Below are 19,953 nucleotides of genomic sequence, written 5' to 3' on the forward strand. Positions count from 1 at the left end.
GCCCTTCGAGCCTTCAGCGCTGTGGCCGGATCCGGTAGAGCGCGTTGTTGCGGTCCGCCGTCATGTAGATCGTCCCGTCGCTTCCGACCGCCACGCCGGTCGGCACGTAGGGCGGCGGCATTCCCGGACCGCCTTCGAGGCCGATCGGCAGGTTTTCCGCGACGGTGCGCCGCGTGCCGCTCGCGATGTCGATTTCAACCAGCCGCCGCGCCGCGCTCTCCGCGACGATGAAAGTGCCCCACGGTGTCTGAGCCACCCCTTCGGGCATCGCCAGCCCCTCGGCGACGGCGCGCAGCGGAGCGCTGGCGTCGAGAGGAATGCGTGTCAGCTTGCCCGCGGCCTCGGTCACATAAAGCGAACCATCCTTGCCCATGGTCATCTGCACCGGCCCGGCCAGGCCGCTGGCGATGACTTCCTTGTTCTCGAACTTCGGCCCGCTCGCGCGGCTGACGCTGCCGGTTGCAATCTCGGCGTAGATCACGCTGCCGTCGGGCATGGGAATGGCGTCGACCGGCGCCTTCAGGCCGTGCAGCACACCGGTGGTCTTGAGCGTCTTCCGGTCCACCAATTGAACCGTGCCGGTGAACCACGACGTCAGCGCGAAGTGCGTGGCCGACAGGCCGACCGCGAACGGGTACTCCAGTTCCGGATCGCGCTGCATGCGGAAGATGTCGCGCACCGCACCGCTGGTGGCGTCGACCTGGCGGAAGCCGAAGATGTCGGCCACCCAGAGGTCGTTGCCGTCGATCTTGATGCCGGCCGGCACGGCGAGCTTGCCGCCGGTGAGCAGTCGCAATTCGCCGGTTGCGGGATTGAAGGCCTCGATGGAGTTGTCCGCCATGTTCGACACGTAGACCGTGCCTTCCGGCGCGATGGCGAGGTTGTCGAGCGATGGCTTGAGCTGCTTGGCGACGGTCTTGCGGCCCGTCGCGAGGTCCACGCGCACCAGTTCGCCGCTGCGCGCATCGACCACCCACAGGTTGCCCTTGCCGTCGAGATTCGCCGCGGCGGGGATCTTGAATCCGTCGGCGATCACGGTCATGGCGCCGTTGGCCGGATCGATCTTCACCACCTGTCCCTTGAACCACAACGGGCCGTAGAGCATCCCGTCCGGGCCGACCTCGAAGCCATTGAAGCCACCCATGTCCTTCTTGATCAGGCGCGGAGGCTTCTGGCCCGCGACGTCGATCTCCCACAGCGCGTCGCCCAGGAACACCTGCGATGCATAGAGCTTGCCGTTGCGCCGGTCGAAGTCGAGCGAGTTGAGGCCGGGCAGGTCCTTGGCGAGCACGCGCATCGGTGCGCTGTCGCTCTCGCGCATGCGCAGCGTGCCCATCAGGTAGTTGGTCCACGCCAGCTCGCCCTTGGGGCCGATCGCGATGTCGTCGGCCTGGCCTTCGACGCTCTTGATCAGCACGCGCGCGGCGCCGGTCTGGCGGTCGACTTCCCACAACGCGTTGCCGACCACCGATCCTGCGAGCAGCCGACCCTGGCGATCGACCGCGAGGCCGTGCACGCCCGAGAAGGAGGAGGGTGCAACGATCGCTTCAGGCGCTGCCCATGTGCCGGGCCGGGTGGGCGGCGCGGTGGTCGTGCAGGCGCCCAGAAGGAATGCCGACGCCAGCAAGGCGCCGCCGAAGATCCGCTTCATGTTGTCTCCTCGTTGTGGAAGTCCCCGTCGCAGTCTAGGAGCGGAGCCCCGCTTTGCAGTCACCCCCGGGACAAGCGCGAGCGCGCGCACGCCTCAGGCCCGGAAACGCCTTCGCGTCAGTCCCAATGCAACCCAGTACGCGACGACCGTGTACACCACCAGAACCAGCGCATGTCGCCACCAGTCGAGCGGCCACTGGTCCATGAAGAGCGGCCGCACCAGCGCCACCGCGTTGGTCAGCGGCAGCCACGCGGCGACCGCTCGCACCACGCCGGGCAACTGGTCCAGCGGAAAGAACACGCCCGACAGGAACATCATCGGCGTCATGAACAGCGTGAAGTAGTAGGTGAAGAAGTCGTAGCCCTTCGCCAGCGCATTGAAGATCAGCGCGATGCACGAGAAGGTGATGCCGACGCCCACGAGCACGAACCATGCGATGAAGAGCTTCGGGGTGTGGCTGATGCCCAGGCCGAGCATCACGAACAGGATCGCGGTGGTCGTGAAGATCGCCTTGAAGCCGGCCCACAGCATCTCTGCCAGCACCACGTCGTCGAGCCCGACCGGCGCATTCATGATGCCGTCCCAGGTCTTCTGCACGTGCATGCGCGAGAAGGCCGAATACAGCGCCTCGAAGGAAGCGGCGTTCATCGCGCTCATGCAGACCGAGCCGCTGGCGAGGAAGAGGATGTAGGGGATGTGGGTGCCGTCGACCTGCACATCACCCACCAGCGCGCCCATGCCGTAGCCGAAGGCCACCAGCCAGATCAGCGGCTCCGCGATGTTGCCGATCAGGCTGGGGATGGCGAGCTTGCGCCACACCAGCAGGTTGCGCAGGAACACCGGCCACCAGCGCATCGAGAGTTCGGGCGGGCGCCAGACGGAGCGCATCGCTGCGACAGGGGAAGAAGAAGCCAGGCTCGACATGCGAATCAACCATCCTCTCTGATCTGGCGGCCGGTGAGCTTGAGGAACAGGTCCTCGAGATTGGCCGGCCGATGGAAGGTGCGCAGGCCGCTGCGGTCGCCCAGCGCCGCCATCAGGCCGCGCGCATCCTGCGTATAGAAGAACACCGTCTCGCCGCTGACCTCGACGCGGGCCGCGTAGTCTTTCAGCGGCGACTGCGCCAGTTCGAGCGCGCCGTTGCCGTAGAGCTCCACGACGTCGGGTTCCAGGTACTCGGCGATCAGGTCGCGCGGCCGGCCTTCGGCGATCTTGCGCCCGTGGTCCAGCACGAGCAGGCGCGAGCACAGGCGCTCGGCCTCGTCCATGAAGTGGGTGGTCAGCAGGATCGACTTGCCTTGCTGCAGCAGCACCTGCAGGCGCTCCCACATGAGATGTCGCGCCTGCGGGTCCAGGCCGGTGGTCGGCTCGTCGAGCATCAGCAGCCTCGGGTCGTTGACCAGCGCGCGCGCGAGCGACAGGCGTCGCCGCATGCCGCCCGAAAGCTCGCCTGGCTTCGCGTCGGCCTTGTGCGAGAGCGCGGCGAATTCCAGCAGCTGCGGGATACGCGGCGCGATCTCCGCGCGCCGCAAGCCGAAGTAGCGCGCGTAGACCAGGAGGTTTTCCGCACAGGTGAAGTCGGGGTCGAGCGTATCGAACTGGCTCACCACGCCAAGCTGCGCCTTGATGGCGCGCGCATCCTCCGGCATCGAGAGGCCGCCCAGCGCCTCGATGGTGCCGCCGTCGGGCGAGGTCAGCCCGAGGCACATGCGGATCGTGGTCGTCTTGCCGGCGCCGTTGGGCCCGATCACGCCCAGGCATTCGCCCGGTGCGATCTCGAAGGACAGGTCGTCCACCACGGTGGTCGTGCCGTAGCGCTTGTGGAGGTGGCTGGCGTGGAAGAGGGGCGTCGGCACCGCGGCATTGTGGCGTATGAACAAGGATTCGATGTCGGTGCAAGCAATGCCGGATACCCCGCGGAACCGGCTCTGCCGGGCCGCAGGGGTTGCGCCCCGAGAGGGGGTGGGCGGCCGCACGAAGTGGGCAAGCCTCGGGGAGATCGCTAGAGACTGAGGCCTGCGAATTCGCTCTTCATCCAGTCGATGAATGCCCGCGTGCGTGCTGGCAGCAGGCGCGCATGGGGGTAGATCACGCTCACCGGGCGCGGCGGAAGCTCGAACTCGTCCAGCACGATCACGAGCCGCCCCTGCCTGACGAAAGGCATCACCTGGTAGGAGAAGAACATCCCGAACCCGATGCCCGCCGCGCAGGCCTCGACGGCTGGTGCGATGTGATTGAACTCCAGGTTGCCGCGCGCAGCGATCGCCAGCGGCCGGCCATGGTCGCGAAAGGTCCAGTGCACCGTGCTGCTCGGATGTATGCGCACGCAATTGGCATCGAGCAGCTCGCGCGGATGCCGGGGCGTGCCGTGCGCCTGGAGATAGGCGGGGCTCGCGACCACCACGCGCCGGATGCTGCCGAGTTGCTGGGCGACCAGCGATGAATCCTCCAGGGCGCTGATGCGGATGCCGACGTCAATGCCTTCTTCGAGCAGGTTCACGCTGCGGTCGTGCAGCAGCACGCTGCAGCGCATCTTGTCGTAGCGCTGCAGGAAGCGGACGATCGCCGGCGACACGTACATGTGGCCGAACAGCACCGGCGCCGTGACGGTGAGCTGCCCCGCGGGTTCGGCCGCGTCGACGGTGAGCGCCTGGTCCGCAGCGTCTGCGGCGGCCAGCACCTCGCGTGCGCTTTGCAGGTAGCTGCGGCCTTCCTCGGTGAGCGAGATGCGCCGGGTGGTGCGATGGAACAGCCGCACCCCCAGATGGGATTCGAGCGCGGCGAGTGAGCGCACCACCGCCGGCAGCGAGGTGTCGAGCGCGTCGGCCGCTTTGGTGAGGCTGCCCCGGTCGGCGATCTGCACGAAGGTCTGCATGGCTTTAAGACGATCCATGAAGCGATTAAACCGGAAAACGCAGCAGTCAACTCCATCTGGACCCATTACTTCATCAGACAGAAGAAAACAGAATCGAGCCATTGCACACAGCCACAGGAGAACCGACATGACAACCGCTCGTCCCGCCCGACCCATCAAGGTCTACGGCCCTTCCATATCCGGCCACACGCATCGGGTGAAGTTGTTTCTTTCGCTGCTCGGGGTGCCCTTCGAGACGGTCGATGTGAACTTGCGTGCCGGCGAACATCGCACTCCCGAATTCCTGCAGCGCAATGCCTTCGGACAGGTGCCGGTGATCGAGGACGGCGACACGACGCTGGCCGACTCCAACGCGATCCTCGTCTACCTCAACGAGCGCTATGCCGCCGACCCGGCGCGCTGGTATCCGCGCGACCCGGCCGGCGCCGCCCGGGTGCAGCGCTGGCTGTCGGTCGCGGCCGGACAGCTCGCGGCGGGTCCGTCGGTGGCGCGTGTCATCGTGCTGTTCGGCCAGACCAGGGACGCGACCGAGGTCATCTCGCGCAGCCACGACCTCTTGCGCGTGATGGAGCGCGAACTGGCGGAGCGCCCGTTCCTCGCAGGTTCCTCCGCGACGCTGGCGGACATCGCCAATCACACCTACATTGCCCACGCGCCGGAGGGCAATGTGTCGCTCGAAGCGTATCCCCGCGTGCGCGATTGGCTGGCGCGGGTAGAGGCATTGCCGGGTTTCGTGCCGATGGCGGCATCGCGCATCGGGTTGGCAGCATGAACGCCGCGGATGCCCTTGCATCGCCCTGGCATGAGGGCGAGCGTGCGATGCAGACTCTTGCCGGGGTTCGCGAGCGCATGGATGCGCTCGGCCCGCGCGTGATCCGGGACTACATGCCGGAGCAGCATCGGACCTTCTTCGCCCAGCTGCCTTTCCTGATCGTGGGCAGCCTCGATGCGGCGGATCAGCCTTGGGCGAGCGTGCTCGCTGCGCCACCCGGCTTCGCGCAATCACCCGACGAGCATCACCTGCGCATCGACGCGCGCCCGCTCGCAGGTGACCCGTTGGCGTCCGCGCTCTCGGCGGGCGCCCCGCTCGGGCTGCTTGGCATCGAGCCGCACACGCGGCGCCGCAACCGCATGAACGGCGTCGTTGAGCAGGCCGACGCCCGCGGCTTCTCGGTCGAAGTGCAGCAGAGCTTCGGCAACTGCCCCAAGTACATCCAGGCGCGAGAGCCCCTCTTCACGAGCGGGGCCCACGACGTTGCGAAGGCGCGGCGCAACGACCGCATGGACGAGGCAGCGCGGCGGATCGTGAGCAAGGCCGACACCTTCTTCATTGCCACGGCCCACCCTGCGGCCGGCGATACGACGGCGTCGCATGGCGTCGATGTGTCGCACCGTGGCGGCCGGCCGGGCTTCGTTCGATTGACGGGCGAGGGGACATTGACCGTCCCGGATTTCGTCGGCAACTCGTTCTTCAATACGCTGGGCAACATCGCCGTCTATCCGAAGGCCGGCCTGCTCTTCGTCGACTTCGAAACCGGCGACGTGCTCCAGCTGGCCGTGACGGCCGAGACGATCTGGGACGGCCCCGAACTCGCGAGCTTCGCGGCCGCGGAGCGGCTGCTTCGCATGCAGGTCGTGTCTGCGCTGCTCATGCCTGCTGCATTGCCGCTCCGATGGGGCCATGCGGCGCTCTCGCCGTTCCTTGCTCCGACGGGACAATGGCCGAAGGCTGCATGAGCTTGGGCTGCCGGTGGAACGTGGGGATCCGCGCATTGACCGAGGGACGATAGTTCCACCCCCGTTCGAGCAGCGCATCGGCATCGAGCCCACGAGAGAGCAGCGCCTGGAGCCCCGCCGCTGCGACGGTGCCTGCCAGCGCCTGGCCGGGACAGGCATGCGGCCCCTGGCCGAAACCCAAGGTCCGGCGTTCGGCGCGCATCAACTCGAAGGTGGCAGGCGCCGGGTTGAGCGAGGGGTCGCGGTTGGCGGCGCCCAGGACCACCAGGACGGCCTCGCCCGGTGCGAGTTCGATCCCCGCGATGGTCGTCGGCTGCGCGACGAAGCGGCGTGTGTTCTGGATCGAAGGATCGTGGCGGGCCACTTCGTCCACCAACGCGGGAAGCAGCTCCCAGCGCGAGTCGACCCGTCGGCGCAGACCGGGCTCGCGCGCCAGCGCGACGAGGCTGTTGCCCAGCAGCCCGGCCGTGGCCTCGCAGGTTTGCGACAGCAGGCCGACGAGGTTCGCGACGAGGGCGCGCGATCGATCGGCCGGCGCCTGCTCCTGCACCGCCGCCAGCAATGTGCCGTGGCGCGCGGGCCGGGCGACGATCAACGACTCGAAGCGCGCCATCAGGGCCGCGGCGGCCTCACTGGCGGCGTCGAGCTGGGCGGCGGTCGAGAGCGGGGACAGGCAGGCGACGAAGTCGCGCACCCAGTCCGAGACGCGGGGCAGCGCTTCGCTCGCGAAGCCGAGCAGGTGCGCGACGCCGCGAACGGGCATTGCGAAGCAGGCGTCGGACGGGGATTCGGCCGGCATTCCGTCGGCGACCTGGAGCACCGTGGCGTATGCCGCGCGCAGATCGAGTCCCGCCAGCGCGCGCTGCAGCACCGGCTTGTGGGCCGCGTGCGTCGCACCGTCGTTCATGCGCACCAGCCGCCCGAACACTTTGCCCGCCGGCGTGCCGGCGATCGCGCCCGGCACCGGCTCCGTCGGGGGCCGCACTCGCAGCGCATCGTTCGCCAGCACTTCGCGAACAATGTCCGCCCGGCTGGCGACCCACACATGCAGGCGTTCGTCGCGGACCAGCGCGGGCCCGTTGCGCAGCGTGGCGTACCACGGATAAGGATTGCAGTGCGTGACGGCGGCGATCGCATCGGCCGGTGGATCCATGTGTTTCATGCTCGCAGTCTGGTGCTTTTCGCGCGTGCACACTTCGTTTACGATCGAAGTATGGATGCATCCACCGCCGACTCCCATCTCGCGCGCCTGGCCGGCGCCATCGCCGAACCCGCCCGCGCCCGCATGCTGTGCTGCCTGCTGGATGGCCATGCCCGCACCGCCACGGAACTGGCCGCGGTGGCCGAGGTAGCCGCTTCAACGGCCAGCGCGCATCTGGCGCGGCTCAAGGAACAGCGGCTCGTCGAGTCGGTCGCGCAGGGCAAGCATCGCTACTTCCGCCTCACCGGCAGCGAGGTCGCCGCCGCGCTCGAAGGCTTGCTGGTGATCGCCGGCGCCCCGCGCAACGAGTTCCGCCCTACGACGCCGAGCCGCCTGCGCAGCGCGCGAACCTGCTACGACCATATGGCCGGGACGGCGGGTGTCGCGCTGCATGACCGCCTGCATGCGCAAGGCTGGCTGCAAGAGGTCGCGGAAGGCGACTACGACCTCACGCCCGAAGGCGCCGTCGCGCTCGAAAGCCTGGGCATCGACGTGGAGGATGCGCGCAACACCCGCCGCCGCTTTGCCTGCGCCTGCCTGGACTGGAGCGAACGGCGTCCCCATCTGGGCGGTGCGCTCGGCGCCGCGTGGTTGCAGCTGTCGCTGCGCCGCGGCTGGGTTCGTCAGGACCTGGACGGCCGCGCACTCGCCTTGACGCCCAAAGCCCACCGCGAAATGCCCGAACTGTTTGCTCCCTGAAGGCACGCAGCCCAGACCGGGAAACCTCACGGAGCCGGCTCGGCCGGGCCGTCGGGGTTGCCCTTGGAGAGGGGGCGGCCACACGACGTGGGCAAGCCTGGGGGTGATCTACTGGAACGCTACTTCGGCGAAGCTTCGGAGCTTTCGGCTGTGCAGGCGGCTGGAGCCTTCCTGGCGCAGGATGTCGATTGCGGCCATGCCGATGCGCAGGTGCTGCTCGACGCGCTCGCGATAGAACTGGTTGGCCATGCCGGGCAGCTTGATCTCGCCGTGCAGGGGCTTGTCGCTCACGCACAGCAAGGTGCCGTAGGGCACGCGGAAGCGGAAGCCGTTGGCGGCGATGGTCGCGCTTTCCATGTCCAGCGCCACGGCGCGGCTCTGGCTGAAGCGGCGCTGCGGCTGGTTGCCGGGCAGCAGTTCCCAGTTGCGGTTGTCGGTGCTGGCGACCGTGCCCGTGCGCATGATCTTCTTGAGTTCGGTGCCCTGCGTGCCGGTGACTTCGGCCACCGCCTTTTCAAGCGCGAGCTGGATCTCGGACAGCGCCGGGATCGGCACCCACAGCGGCAGCTCCTCGTCGAGCACGTGGTCTTCGCGCACATAGGCGTGCGCAAGCACGTAGTCGCCGAGTTGCTGCCCCTGGCGCAGACCGGCGCAGTGGCCGAGCATCATCCACGCGTGCGGCCGCAGCACCGCGACGTGGTCGGTGATGGTCTTCGCGTTGGCCGGGCCGACGCCGATATTGACCATCGAGATGCCCGTGCAGTCCTCGCGCACCAGGTGGTAGCCGGGCATCTGCGGCAGGCGCCCCGGCGGCGTGCCCTGCGATCCGTCGAGAAGCTCGCCGTACAGCTCGCTCGAACCCGGGGCCAGCCCGCGCCGGCGGGTGACGACGTTGCCCGGCTCGATGAAGGCGATGTATTCGCTGTTCTCGTCGGTCATGGCCTCGTGGCCGAGCCGCACGAATTCGTCGATGTAGAACTGGTAGTTGGTGAACAGGACGAAGTTCTGGAACCACTCGGGCGCGGTGCCGCTGTAGTGGCGCAGGCGGTGCAGCGAATAGTCGACTCGCGCCGCGGTGAAGAGCGACAACGGCTGCGCCTCGCCGGGCTTGGCCTCGAAGGTGCCGTTGGCGATGCCGTCGTCCATCGCGCCGAGGTCTGGCAGGTCGAACACGTCGCGCATCAGCGCCCGTCGCTCGGCGGACATCGTGCCTTCGATGTGGTCGTTCTCGGCGAAGGAGAAATGGATCGGGATCGGCTGCGTGCTGGTGCCGATCTCCAGCTCGACGCGGTGGTTCTCCAGAAGCAGGCGGAACTGCTCGCGGTAGTAGCGCAGGAAGAGGTCCGGCCGCGTCAGCGTCGTCTCGTAGCGCCCCGGCCCCGACACGAAGCCGTAGCTCAGGCCCGCGTTGGCGACCGGCGTGTTCCGCGAGACGGTGTGCGTGTGCACCCGCACGAAGGGGTAGCAGGCCCGCACGCGCCCCGGCAGGCTTTCCCCCGCCACGAAGCGCTGCATTGCCTCGCGAAGGTGCTGCAAACCACCGTTGTAGATGAGTCGGACCTGCTCCAGGGCAGCGTCGGGATCGGTAAAGCGGGCTGGCGCAATGAAAGCAGGCATGTAAGGCATGAGCCATTGTGGCGCACGCGGCCGTCACCGCCACCGGTTGGCCGGCGCAGCCCGGCCCCTTCGCAAGACACCGCGGATCCGGCTCCGCCGGTCCGCAGGTGTCGCCCCCTGCAAGGGGGTAGGCGCAGCGACACGAAGTGCGCGAAGCCTGGGGGTGTGCCAGGTCAAGGCATGGGCTCCCGCATCGTGACGAATTCTTCCGCGACGGTGGGGTGGATGCCGATCGTGCTGTCGAACACCGCCTTCGTCGCACCGCAGCGCATCGCGACCGCGAAGCCCTGCACGATCTCGCCTGCATCGGGCCCCACCATATGCAGCCCGACCACGCGGTCGCTGGCCTTGTCGACCACGAGCTTCATGAAGACGCGTTCCTTGCTCTCCGAGAGGGTGTGGTGCAGCGCGCGGAACTCGCTCGAGAAGATCGTGACCTTGCCGAACTTCACGCGTGCCTCGGCCTCGGTGTAGCCGCAGGTGCCGATGTTCGGATGCGTGAACACGGCGGTCGGGGTGTACTCGTAGTCGAGCTGCCGCTTGCCCTGGCCGAAGAGCGTATCGACCACCCGCATGGCTTCGGCGAGTGCCACCGGGGTGAGCTGCTGGCGGGAGGACACATCCCCCACCGCATAGACCGACGGCACCGAGCTGCGGTAGTGCGAATCGACGACCACGCCGCCGCGCTCGTCCAACTCGACGCCCGCGGCTTCGAGGCCCATGCCCGCCGTGTTGGGAACGCGGCCGGTCGCGAAGAGGATGGTGTCGGCCTCCACCCGCTGCCCGCGCGAGAGCAGGGCGCACAGCCCGCCGCTTTCGAGGCGAGTCACCATGGTGATCTCGGCATTGAAGCGGATGTCGATGCCGGTGCGCGTCATCTCGTTGGCCAGGAACTGGCGAAGGTCCTCGTCGAACTCGTTGAGCAGGTGCGCGCTGCGCTGCACCTGCGTCACCTCTGCGCCGAGCCCATTGAAGATCGACGCGAACTCGCAGGCGATGTAGCCCCCGCCGACCACCAGCAGCCGCTTCGGGAACGGGTCGAGGTCGAACATCGCGTCGGAGACGACGCCATGCTCCCGGCCCGCGATGTCCGGCACGAAAGGCATGCCGCCCGTCGCGATGAGCACGTATTGCGCCGTGTGGCGCTTCTTGCCGACCTGCACGGTGTGCGCATCCGTGAGCTGCGCCCAGCCCTGGATGAGCTGGACACCCGCGGCTTCGAGCAGGCTGCGGTAGACGCCGTTGAGCCGGGTGATCTCGCGCGCGCGGTTGAGCTTCAGCCGCGCCCAGTCGAAGCGTGTTTCACCGACATCCCAGCCGTAGCCCGCCGCCTCCCCGAAGGACTCCGCGTACCCGGCGGCGTAGCTGTAGAGCTTCTTGGGAATGCAGCCGACGTTGACGCAGGTGCCGCCGAGCTCGGCGCATTCGGCGAGCGCGACGCGGGCGCCGCGTTGGGCGGCCATGCGGGCCGCCCGCACGCCGCCGCTTCCGCCGCCGATCACGAAAAGGTCGAAGTCGAATGTGGGCATGGGAACTCCTTCGCGCCGACTGTAGCCGGCGGGCGAAGGAGTTGCCGGGCCCGCGCTACGGGCGGTCGGGCTGTTGGTTGGGGTCCCGGCCGGGGAGGCCCGAACGTTGCTGCCGTTGCTGCTGCTGTGCCTGCAATGCGCGTTGCTGTACCTCTTGCGCCTGGCGGATGGCCTGTTGCTGCTGCGCCTGTTGAGCCTGCAACATCTGCTGCTGCGCCGCCTGCATCTGTTGTTGTGCCTGCACCTGCTGCTGCACGCGCAAGGCCTGTTGCTGCTGGATCTGCTGCATCTGCTGGGCTTGCGCCTGGGCGGCCCGCTGCTGCATTTCCTGTTGCTGACGCAGAGCCTGCTGCTGTTGCTGCTGGATCTGCTGCATCTGCTGTGCCTGGGCTTGCGCGGCGCGCTGCTGGTTTTCCTGCTGCTGCCTCAGTGCCTGTTGCTGGAGTTGCTGCGCCTGTTGCGCCTGCATCGCCTGCGCCGCGGCGCGTTGCTGAATCTCCTGCTGCTGCCGCTGGGCCTGCTGCAATTGCTGCGCCTGCACGGCCTGCGATGCCGCGCGCTGCTGGACCTCCTGCTGTTGGCGCTGCAGATTCTGGAACTGCTGGGCTTGCTGCGCCTGTTGGGCCTGGATGGACTGCACCGCCGCACGCTGCTGCACTTCCATCTGTTGGCGCTGCGCCTGCTGAATCTGCTGTTGCGCCTGTTGCATCTGCTGCGCCTGCTGGAACTGCTGCTGTTGCCGTGCCTGGAATGCGGGCGGCGGCATCATCGTGGCGGGCCGGCCGAAGGGGCCGAGCGGCCGATCGCCGCGCAGCGGTACCGGCGCCCCCATGCCCATCGGAACGCTCACCAGACGGTCCGGCGGCACGCGGATGACGTCGCGCCGTGCGACGGGGCCGCGGCCGAAGACGTCCGTGGGCACGATCGTGACCGCGCCTGGCGTCTGAGGATTCGCGTAGCCGCTGCGTCCGCCGCGTCTTTGCATGAGGGCGGCGCGGTTGGCTTCGTCGATGTAGCGCTGGCTCGCGTGGTAGCCCGGTCTCCAGGCCTCGCCGGGCGCGAGCGGGAACCAACCCACGCCGTGGCGGCCACCGGGTATCGGCAGGTTGGGGTTCGCCCCGCCGCCGACGAAGCCGACGACGGCCGGCGAATAGATCGGGCGGGCGTGCGGCCGGCCGGGCACCCAGCCCCAGCGCGGGCCGATGCGTGCCCAGCGGCCATAGTGTGCGGGCGCGAAGCCCCAGGGGGCGGCGTCGATCCAGGTCCAGCCCCACGGCGCCACGTCGACCCATTGACCGTCGCGATAGGGCGCCCATTCGGCGTCCACGCCGCGCGGATACCACACGTTGCCGTAGTCGGGATCGCTTTGCCAGTCGCCATAGGCGTCGAGTTGCTGATAGCCGACCACGTCGCGCGACACGTAGCGCGCGGAGATCGACTGGTCCTCGATGCGGTCGCGCTCGGCCACCCAGCGATCGAATTCGCCGGCGGGGCGCACGGGCGCGCCGTTGGCGGCTGCGAGGTTGCGGCCCGAGGTCGTGATCTGCTGATGCGCCCCCAGCGGCATGGATTCGCCGCCTTCGCCGTACAACGTGACGCGGCCCGTGGCGACGGCGACCCGCGTCGTGTCCGAGGCGGGGTCCGTCTCGATGCGGTAGTCGCCCGGCGCATCGATGACGACGGCGAGGTTCCCGGTGTCGACCTCCACGCGCTGTCCGGCGAGGTCGTCGCGCACGCGCACTTGCAGGCTGCCCTGCGCAGCGGTGATGCGCGCGGTGTCGTCGTCGATTTCGGAGAGGGTGATGCTGGTCTGCTCGTCCAGCCGCACCGCGGACGAACCGACATACAGCTCGGCACGCGCGTTGCGGTCCGTCCAGAGGCGGTCGCCGGTGGTGAGTGGGCGATTGGGTACGACCTCGTACCAGCTGTCGTCGCCTGCAGGCGAGAAGCTCACCGCACCCTGGTGGAGGTTGAGGCGGCCGACCCGTCCGGGCGGGTCCTGCTGCGCGGCAGCCTGAAACCCTGTCAGGAGCAATGCGAATCCCAGCAGCCACGCGGCCGCGCGGCCCGGAAGCAAGGTGCTGCGTTGTCTCATGGATGTTCCTTTGTCATTCCGGATTCAACGCGCGAGCACGCATCCGGGCTGGCATCCGCCATGCAAAGCAACGCAAATATCTCGTGCCGGAGGCAACCGCGTGTAAGCCCGGCGCGCGTGCCGGTGTGGGCTCAGTGCACGGCGCCGGCGGACGGCTGCGGATTGGAAAGGAAGAATCGCAGCATTTCGGCGCTGGCATCCGGCCCCGAAGGGTCGGTGTACGAGCCCTTCGGACTGCCGCCCGCCCAGGCATGGCCCGCGCCGTGCAGCACCCAATGCTCGACCGCCGGGCGCCCCTCGGCGCTGGCGTACGTGCGCCGGGTGAAGGTGCGGCCGCGCGTCGAAGTGCCACTGGCCTCTTGTGGCGCGGGAGCGGCGGCGTTCGGCTGCCCGGCGAGCGCAGAGGCGACCACCTGTTCGCCGTTGCGCGGATGGACCGTGGCGTCGGCATCGCCGTGGAACACGATGGTCGGCGGCATCCGGCCGCCCGCTGCGCCCTTGGCATGGCCGCTCTGCATCGCCGACAGTGCGGACATCAGGTCGCTGGCCGAGCCGGTCGGCAAGCCCGAGTGCACGCCCACCGCCGCGAACAGGTCCGGGTGCGTGCGCCCGAGGATGTCCGCCATCGCGCCTCCCGCGGACAGGCCGGCGACATAGACGCGTGCCGGGTCGACCGACTGCGCGGCCATGACCGAGCGCGTGAGGGCGGCCAGCAACGCCGGCTCGCCCCGGTCTCTCTGCTGGTGCTGGGGCTTGAACCAGTTCCAGCATTTCGACGAATTGGCGTGCTGCGTCTGCGCAGGGTAGAGCACGAGAAAGCCATGCTCGCGCGCCAGCTGGTTCATCTGCGTGCCGGCTGCGAAGTCTTCCGGGTGCTGGGTGCAGCCGTGCAGCATGAGCAGCAGCGGACGCGGCTCGCCCGCGCCCTGGGTGGGCACGAAGAGCTTGTACGCGATGGACCGGTGCTGATGGGCGAAAAGGCCGTCGATCCACTGCTCCTCTTGCGTCTCGGTGGCGGGCAAGGGTGAGGGTCTCGGGGCGAGCGGCGGCTCGACTCCCGAGGGAGCCGCTTTGACGAAGCGTGCCTCGACGTCGACGACCAGGGTGTCCTCGTTGGCGGCCCGGGGGGGCGGGGGCGGGGGCGCGGCGTCGGCAGGACGCGTGGCGGCGGATTCACCTGCGCCCAGTCCGCCCAGCGCGCGCTGGATGGCGCGCGTCGCTTCGTGCAGGTTCCCGGCGCTGGTCAGGCGGGTGGCCTGCCGCATCAGCCGTTTGAAAAGGGGATTCATGGGGGCCTTGGGTTGGAGTGAAAAGTGGTGGAACCCGGTCAATGGACCCGGTCGGCCAATGCGGCCTTGACGGCAGGGCTCGCGTGCAGCGCGCCCAGGACGGTGATGGACCCGATGGTCTCCAGCGCCAGCTCGGGCGTCACGTCGGCCGAGATGCTGGCAAGCCCGAGCACGCGGATCTCGAGCTTCTCGCCGGCGCGGCGAACCGCTTCAAGATCGCCGACGCCGAACTGCTGCAGCCCCAGCACCAGCATCTTTCGGGCCACCACCTGTTTCAGCGCATCGCCGTGGGCGGTGAGCTGGTTGCGGATGGCGGTCCGGATGAAGTCGGTGCGGTTCGAATAGAACCCTTCGGCCACGAGCAGGTCGATATGGCCGAGGTCGACGTAGCCGAGATTGATCGTGATCTTCTCGGCGTCGGGCAGTTTGGAGCGTTGGACGACCGGGGCGAGGGCTGTTTGCATGTCGCCATCCTAGCACCATCCGGTTGGATGGTGGATGGATGGTTTTTTCTAGGCTTCAGCCTCTAGCCGCCGTAGAGGTACTTCGGCAGCCAGGTCGTCAGGCCCGGCCAGATGTACATGAACACCATGCACAGGATCACGATGAGCATGTACGGCATCATCCCGGCGAAGATCTGGTTGAGAGTCACGTGCGACGGCGACACCCCTTTCAGATAGAAGGCCGACATCGCGACCGGGGGCGACAGGAACGCCGCCTGCAGGTTCACGAACACCAGCACGCCGAAAAGCAGCGGGTCGATCTGGAAGTGCGCGAGCAACGGCAGGAAGATGGGAATGAAGATCACGATGATCTCCGTCCATTCGAGCGGCCAGCCGAGCACGAAGATGATGGCCTGCGACAGCAGCAGGAACTGGAGGGGCGTCAGGTTCATGCCCATCACCCACTCCTCGATGATGCGCTGGCCGCCGAGCAGCGCGAAAACCGCGGAGAAGAGCGCCGAGCCGACGAAGAGCCAGCACACCATCGCGGTCGTCTTCGCGGTCAGGAAAACGGCCTCCTTGATGCGCTGGAAGTTCAGCGTCTTCGCCTGCCAGGCCATGAGGAAGGCGCCCGCCGCGCCGACCGCGGCCGATTCGGTGGCCGTCGTGATGCCGAAGAGGATCACGCCGAGCACCACCAGCGTCAGGATGCCCAGCGGCATCACCGACGACACCAGCATGCGCAGGATCTCGAACTGCTCGGCGTCCATCTTCGCGTAGTACCAGACGAGCAGCGCGAGGACGAACGCGCAGGTCAGCCAGAAGCCGGTGTAGAAGGTCTGGGGCACCGCTTCGGCGTGCGGCGCGGCGACCGGCTCGCCGAGGGCCTGGAGGCCTTGTTCTGCCTTGGGCGCCGAGCCTTCGGCGCCGGGGGGCTCCTGCAGTGCTTCTGCACCGGGCGGCTCCTGCAGCCCTTCGGCGCCGGGCGGTTCGGCCAGTGCGGTGCTCCCTTGTGACGCCGGCTGGGACTGCGTCACCTCCGGCGGTGGAGGCGTGTTGTCCTTCTGCGAATAGATCGTCACGTACCACCAGATGGAGCCTAGCGTCACCACCGCCAGCAGCAGCGGCACGAGGGCGACCGTCAGGTAGCGCACCAGCATCAGCCAACTGAGGCGCACGCCCGCTGCCGCCGCGCCGAGCGCGCGCCCCGGCGCAAGCACCGCCGCAGCCAGGGCCGGCAGCAGCCGTTGCGAGTAGCCCGCGGCAATGTGAGCCACCTGCGGCGAGATCGGCGCGCGCTGCGCCTCCGGCGGCAGCTTGGGCGCGACTTTCGGCTGGATCAGCGCCCATCCGATCACGTAGAGCAGGTACAGGAAGGCGAGGAAGAAGCCCGGGAACATCGCGGCCGCATAGAGCTTGACGACCGATTGCCCGGCCACCGCCGCGTACACGATGATCATCACGGAGGGCGGGATCAGGATGCCCAGCGTGCCCCCGGCCGTGATGACGCCGGCAGCGAGCCGCGTGTCGTAGCCGGCGTTGAGCATCGGCCGCATCGCGATCACGCCCATCAGCACGACCACCGCGCCGACCAGGCCGCTTGCGATGCCCCAGAAGGTGCAGATGATCAGCGTGGCGACCGCGAGCGATCCCGGCACCCGGCGGAACGCCAGCTGCACGCTGTGGAACATCTTGTCGACCAGCGCGCCACGCTCCATCACGTAGCCCATCAGCACGAACAGCGGGATCGACAGCAGCGTCTCGTTGGTCATCGCGCCGAAGGTGCGCTGCACCATCAGGTCGAACACGCGGTTGTCGAACCATGGCACGGCCGGGTCGTAGAAGGCGGCGAAGCCGAACAGCATGCCCAGGCCCATCAGCGTGAACGCCGTCGGAAAGCCCAGCATGATCACGACCACGATGAGCCCGAGCATCGTGAGCCCCATGGCAGCCTGGCTCATGATGTGATCCTCCCCAGGCTTGCCACTGCGTGTGCTTCACGCACCCCCTCGCGGGGGCGATCGCCTTCGGGCGGCCGTGCGGCGCTCATGCCGACTCCCTCCCGCGCTGCCGTGCCGCTTCGTCCAGGTCCTTGGCGCGTTCCATGACGTCGCGCCGCGCTTCCTCGTCCACGAAGGTGCTGCTGGCGAGCTGCTGTTCGACCACGTCCATTTCCTCCGCGTCCTTCAGGCGCGGCGTCCACTCGCCGGTGCGCAGGCACACCACGCAGCGCAGGATCTCCGCGAGGCCCTGCAGCATCACGATCGCGCCGGCCACCGGAATGACGAACTTGAAGGGGTACACCGGCAGCGGCGTGGCGTTGAAGGTCTGCTCGTGCATGGCCAGCGAATCCTGGTAGTAGCCCCAGCCGGCCCAGGTGAGGGCGCCGATGCCGGGGAGAAAGAAGACGATGTAGAGGACGAGGTCCAGCGTCGCCTGGGTGCGCGGCTTCATGCTGCCGTAGAGGAAGTCGCCGCGCACATGCCCGTCCTGCGACAGCGTGTAGGCGCCGCACATCATGAAGAGGGTGCCGTACATCATGTTGTTGACGTCGTAGATCCAGGCGGTCGGCGCGTTGAGTGCGTAGCGCTTGAAGACTTCGGCGCACACCACCAGCATCAGGGCGACGATGAGCCAGGCAAAGGTCTTGCCCGTCCACGTGCTCAGGCGGTCGGCGGCATGCAATATCTGTTGGGTTGTCATCGGTGGCCCGAGGTACGACAGACAAAAAGACGCCTTCCGGCCGGGACCGGAAGGCGGGTGCCGCAGCGACTGCGGCTGAGGTGGATGATGTTCAGGCCTTCTTCGCCTGGCCGGAGAAGTAGTGGTTGTAGGCCATCTTGAAATCGATCATGTAGTCGTTCTGCCATTGGCCGGCGGGCTGCGCGAAGGCCTTCTGCGATTCGAGCACCTTCTTGAACAGCGGGTTCTCCTCCGACTTCTTGGCGATGGTCTTGTCCCAGGCGGCGAGCTGGGCCCGCAGGATGGCATCGGGCGTCTTGTAGAACTTGACGCCTGCCTTCTTCATCTCGACGTAGTCCTGGGTGTTCCGGGCGACTGCCTTCCAGCTCATGTCGGCGCTGGCCGCCTGCACGGCGTAGTCGATGACGGAGCGCAGCTCCTGAGGCAGCGCGTTGTACTTGCCCTTGTTGAACAGGATCTCGAACTGCTCGCCGCTCTGGTGGAAGCTCTGCAACATGCAGTTCTTCGCCACGTCGGGAAAGCCGAGCACGCGGTCGCTCGATGCGTTGTTGAACTCGGCCGCATCGATCAGGCCGCGATCCAGCGCGGGAACGATCTCGCCGCCGGGCAGCGGGTTCACCGCCGCGCCCAGCTCAGTGAAGATGTCGACCGCGAGGCCGACGGTGCGGTACTTCAGGCCCTTCAGGTCCTCGACCTTGGCGATCGGCTTCTTGAACCAGCCGAGCGGCTGCGTCGGCATCGGACCGTAGAGGTAGGACACCACGTCCATGTTGATGGACTTGTAGATTTCCTCCAGCAGCGCCTTGCCGCCGCCGTAGTAGTGCCACGCAAGCACCATGTTCGGGTCCATGCCGTAGGCCGGGCCGGAGCCCCACAGCGCCAGCGCGGAGTTCTTGCCGTAGTGGTAGGCGACCACGCCGTGGCCGCCGTCGAGCGTGCCCTTGTTCACCGCCTCGAGCAACTGGAATGCCGGCACGACCGCACCGGAGGGCAGCACCTCGATCTTCAGGCGGCCGCCCGCCATGTCGTTGACCTTCTTGGCGAAGTCGTTGGCGTACTCGTGGAAGATGTCTTTCGCCGGCCAGGTGCTCTGGAATCGCAGCGAAGTGGTCTGTGCCATGCTGACCATCGGCGCGGACATCGCGCCGGCCGCCACGGCCGCTCCTTTCAGCAGACTGCGTCGACGGGTCGGTTGTTTGTCTGTCATTGCGTGTCTCCGTTGGTGTGTCTGGACAATCCAGACTGCCATCTTTAATACGTAAACATTCGTGACAAAGAGGGTTTTCACGAACTGGAGAAAAATTGACCTCATCGGCCGACCCCTCCAGAGCGAAAGCAAGGCACCGCCACCCGCAGTAACCCTAGAAAACACAAGGACGAAAGCACCATGACCCAGCCGGACACGAATTCGCCAGACGCGGCGAATGCTTCCACGGGAGGCAGATTCGGCGTGAAACCCGCCGCGGGCTACGCCGGCGACGTGACGCCCGAGCAGGCGGCACAGTGGATGAACAACGGCGACGCCGTGCTGGTCGACGTGCGAAGTGATGCAGAGCGCGAGTGGGTCGGCTACATCCCCGGCGCCGTCGGCCTGGCCTGGAAGCAATGGCCAGGCATGGCCTTCAACCCGGCCTTCGACGAAGGCCTGCGCACCGCCGTGCCGTCAGGCAAGAAGGCGGTATTGCTCTGCCGCAGCGGTGTCCGCTCGATCGCCGCCGCCAAGCGCGCCACCGAACTGGGCATCGAGGCCTACAACATCCTCGAAGGTTTCGAAGGCGACGCCGACGAAGCGGGCCATCGCGGCCACAAGGGCGGCTGGCGCCTCCGCGGCCTCCCCTGGAAACAAAACTAAAAAAGGAAGCCTTGAGCGAATTCAGTAACACCGCGGAACCGGCTTCGCCGGGCCGCAGGTGTTGCCCCCGGCAGGGGGTGGGCGGCTACACGAAGTGAGCAAGCCTGGGGGCGAGCTCAGTAGCACCGCGGAGCCGGCTTCGCCGGGCCGGAGGTGTTGCCCCCGGCAGGGGGTGGGCGGCTACACGAAGTGAGCAAGCCTGGGGGCGAGCTCAGTAACACCGCGGAGCCGGCTTCGCCGGGCCGCAGGTGTTGCCCCCGGC

17 protein-coding genes are annotated in these 19,953 nt (G+C 67.8%); 4 read left to right on the forward strand and 13 right to left on the reverse strand.

The genetic code is table 11. The annotated features are described in order from the left end of the window. Positions 1-13: 13 nt before the first annotated feature. The 4 genes from QTH97_RS18265 to QTH97_RS18280 all read right to left on the reverse strand — a co-directional run bounded on the left by QTH97_RS18265 (position 14) and on the right by QTH97_RS18280 (position 4,544). The gene (locus QTH97_RS18265; protein ID WP_286569803.1) at positions 14-1,651 is read right to left on the reverse strand and encodes a hypothetical protein; all 1,638 of its coding nucleotides are present in this window, start codon (positions 1,649-1,651) and stop codon (positions 14-16) included. Positions 1,652-1,744: 93 nt separating this feature from the next. After that, positions 1,745-2,575: an ABC transporter permease gene (locus tag QTH97_RS18270; protein WP_286569804.1), complete on the reverse strand. Its 831-nt coding sequence runs from the start codon at positions 2,573-2,575 to the stop codon at positions 1,745-1,747. 5 nt (positions 2,576-2,580) lie between these two features. After that, positions 2,581-3,531 (reverse strand): ATP-binding cassette domain-containing protein, encoded by a 951-nt coding sequence (locus QTH97_RS18275; RefSeq protein ID WP_286569805.1) that lies wholly within the window; start codon positions 3,529-3,531, stop codon positions 2,581-2,583. 122 nt (positions 3,532-3,653) lie between these two features. Next, complete coding sequence (locus QTH97_RS18280) at positions 3,654-4,544, reverse strand: LysR family transcriptional regulator (RefSeq protein WP_286569806.1); 891 nt, start codon at positions 4,542-4,544, stop codon at positions 3,654-3,656. A gap of 109 nt (positions 4,545-4,653) precedes the next feature. Here QTH97_RS18280 and QTH97_RS18285 point away from each other — a divergent pair, with 109 nt between their 5' ends. Both QTH97_RS18285 and QTH97_RS18290 read left to right on the forward strand, forming a co-directional pair. Beyond that, positions 4,654-5,298, forward strand: a complete 645-nt coding sequence (locus QTH97_RS18285) for a glutathione S-transferase family protein (RefSeq protein WP_286569807.1) — start codon at positions 4,654-4,656, stop codon at positions 5,296-5,298. Next, positions 5,295-6,263, forward strand: coding sequence for a pyridoxamine 5'-phosphate oxidase family protein (locus tag QTH97_RS18290; protein ID WP_286569808.1), 969 nt, complete (start codon positions 5,295-5,297; stop codon positions 6,261-6,263). The genes QTH97_RS18285 and QTH97_RS18290 overlap by 4 nt, the downstream gene beginning before the upstream one ends. Here QTH97_RS18290 and QTH97_RS18295 read toward each other — a convergent pair. After that, entirely contained in the window at positions 6,175-7,425 is a 1,251-nt protein-coding gene (locus QTH97_RS18295) for a cytochrome P450 (RefSeq protein WP_286569809.1), read from the reverse strand. The genes QTH97_RS18290 and QTH97_RS18295 overlap by 89 nt on opposite strands. Before the next feature lie 51 nt (positions 7,426-7,476). Here QTH97_RS18295 and QTH97_RS18300 point away from each other — a divergent pair, with 51 nt between their 5' ends. Beyond that, on the forward strand, positions 7,477-8,163 hold the full coding sequence (locus tag QTH97_RS18300; protein ID WP_286569810.1) for an ArsR/SmtB family transcription factor: 687 nt from the start codon (positions 7,477-7,479) through the stop codon (positions 8,161-8,163). Between the two features lie 108 nt (positions 8,164-8,271). Here QTH97_RS18300 and QTH97_RS18305 read toward each other — a convergent pair whose 3' ends face one another. From QTH97_RS18305 to QTH97_RS18340, 8 genes are all read right to left on the reverse strand, one after another. Continuing rightward, positions 8,272-9,789: an AMP nucleosidase gene (locus tag QTH97_RS18305; RefSeq protein ID WP_286569812.1), complete on the reverse strand. Its 1,518-nt coding sequence runs from the start codon at positions 9,787-9,789 to the stop codon at positions 8,272-8,274. A 164-nt stretch (positions 9,790-9,953) separates the two neighbouring features. Then, positions 9,954-11,309, reverse strand: a complete 1,356-nt coding sequence (gorA, locus tag QTH97_RS18310; protein WP_286569813.1) for a glutathione-disulfide reductase — start codon at positions 11,307-11,309, stop codon at positions 9,954-9,956. Positions 11,310-11,364: 55 nt separating this feature from the next. Beyond that, positions 11,365-13,404 carry a DUF6600 domain-containing protein gene (locus tag QTH97_RS18315; protein WP_286569814.1) on the reverse strand — a complete coding sequence of 680 codons (2,040 nt, stop codon included), beginning with the start codon at positions 13,402-13,404 and terminating at the stop codon, positions 11,365-11,367. Positions 13,405-13,535: 131 nt separating this feature from the next. Next, positions 13,536-14,693 (reverse strand): extracellular catalytic domain type 1 short-chain-length polyhydroxyalkanoate depolymerase, encoded by a 1,158-nt coding sequence (locus tag QTH97_RS18320; RefSeq protein ID WP_286569815.1) that lies wholly within the window; start codon positions 14,691-14,693, stop codon positions 13,536-13,538. A 38-nt stretch (positions 14,694-14,731) separates the two neighbouring features. Further along, positions 14,732-15,157, reverse strand: coding sequence for a ribbon-helix-helix domain-containing protein (locus QTH97_RS18325; RefSeq protein WP_286569816.1), 426 nt, complete (start codon positions 15,155-15,157; stop codon positions 14,732-14,734). Positions 15,158-15,219: 62 nt separating this feature from the next. After that, positions 15,220-17,097, reverse strand: coding sequence for a TRAP transporter large permease (locus QTH97_RS18330; RefSeq protein WP_286569817.1), 1,878 nt, complete (start codon positions 17,095-17,097; stop codon positions 15,220-15,222). Between the two features lie 85 nt (positions 17,098-17,182). Further along, complete coding sequence (locus tag QTH97_RS18335; protein ID WP_286569818.1) at positions 17,183-17,839, reverse strand: TRAP transporter small permease subunit; 657 nt, start codon at positions 17,837-17,839, stop codon at positions 17,183-17,185. Between the two features lie 91 nt (positions 17,840-17,930). Beyond that, entirely contained in the window at positions 17,931-19,046 is a 1,116-nt protein-coding gene (locus tag QTH97_RS18340; protein WP_286569819.1) for a TRAP transporter substrate-binding protein, read from the reverse strand. A gap of 180 nt (positions 19,047-19,226) precedes the next feature. Between QTH97_RS18340 and QTH97_RS18345 the strand changes: the two genes are divergently transcribed. Next, positions 19,227-19,691 (forward strand): rhodanese-like domain-containing protein, encoded by a 465-nt coding sequence (locus QTH97_RS18345; RefSeq protein WP_286569820.1) that lies wholly within the window; start codon positions 19,227-19,229, stop codon positions 19,689-19,691. The last annotated feature ends 262 nt before the right edge of the window (positions 19,692-19,953 follow it).

The sequence above is a fragment of the Variovorax gracilis genome (assembly GCF_030317115.1).
Taxonomy (GTDB): domain Bacteria; phylum Pseudomonadota; class Gammaproteobacteria; order Burkholderiales; family Burkholderiaceae_C; genus Variovorax; species Variovorax gracilis.

Excerpts from the sequence above, each read along its gene's own strand:
- QTH97_RS18265 (WP_286569803.1), bottom strand. The coding sequence starts at position 1,651 with ATGAAGCGGATCTTCGGCGGCGCCTTGCTGGCGTCGGCATTCCTTCTG.
- QTH97_RS18270 (WP_286569804.1), bottom strand. The coding sequence starts at position 2,575 with ATGTCGAGCCTGGCTTCTTCTTCCCCTGTCGCAGCGATGCGCTCCGTC.
- QTH97_RS18280 (WP_286569806.1), bottom strand. The coding sequence starts at position 4,544 with ATGGATCGTCTTAAAGCCATGCAGACCTTCGTGCAGATCGCCGACCGG.
- QTH97_RS18285 (WP_286569807.1), top strand. The coding sequence starts at position 4,654 with ATGACAACCGCTCGTCCCGCCCGACCCATCAAGGTCTACGGCCCTTCC.
- QTH97_RS18290 (WP_286569808.1), top strand. The coding sequence starts at position 5,295 with ATGAACGCCGCGGATGCCCTTGCATCGCCCTGGCATGAGGGCGAGCGT.
- QTH97_RS18295 (WP_286569809.1), bottom strand. The coding sequence starts at position 7,425 with ATGAAACACATGGATCCACCGGCCGATGCGATCGCCGCCGTCACGCAC.
- QTH97_RS18300 (WP_286569810.1), top strand. The coding sequence starts at position 7,477 with ATGGATGCATCCACCGCCGACTCCCATCTCGCGCGCCTGGCCGGCGCC.
- QTH97_RS18305 (WP_286569812.1), bottom strand. The coding sequence starts at position 9,789 with ATGCCTTACATGCCTGCTTTCATTGCGCCAGCCCGCTTTACCGATCCC.
- gorA (WP_286569813.1), bottom strand. The coding sequence starts at position 11,309 with ATGCCCACATTCGACTTCGACCTTTTCGTGATCGGCGGCGGAAGCGGC.
- QTH97_RS18315 (WP_286569814.1), bottom strand. The coding sequence starts at position 13,404 with ATGAGACAACGCAGCACCTTGCTTCCGGGCCGCGCGGCCGCGTGGCTG.
- QTH97_RS18320 (WP_286569815.1), bottom strand. The coding sequence starts at position 14,693 with ATGAATCCCCTTTTCAAACGGCTGATGCGGCAGGCCACCCGCCTGACC.
- QTH97_RS18325 (WP_286569816.1), bottom strand. The coding sequence starts at position 15,157 with ATGCAAACAGCCCTCGCCCCGGTCGTCCAACGCTCCAAACTGCCCGAC.
- QTH97_RS18330 (WP_286569817.1), bottom strand. The coding sequence starts at position 17,097 with ATGAGCCAGGCTGCCATGGGGCTCACGATGCTCGGGCTCATCGTGGTC.
- QTH97_RS18335 (WP_286569818.1), bottom strand. The coding sequence starts at position 17,839 with ATGACAACCCAACAGATATTGCATGCCGCCGACCGCCTGAGCACGTGG.
- QTH97_RS18340 (WP_286569819.1), bottom strand. The coding sequence starts at position 19,046 with ATGACAGACAAACAACCGACCCGTCGACGCAGTCTGCTGAAAGGAGCG.
- QTH97_RS18345 (WP_286569820.1), top strand. The coding sequence starts at position 19,227 with ATGACCCAGCCGGACACGAATTCGCCAGACGCGGCGAATGCTTCCACG.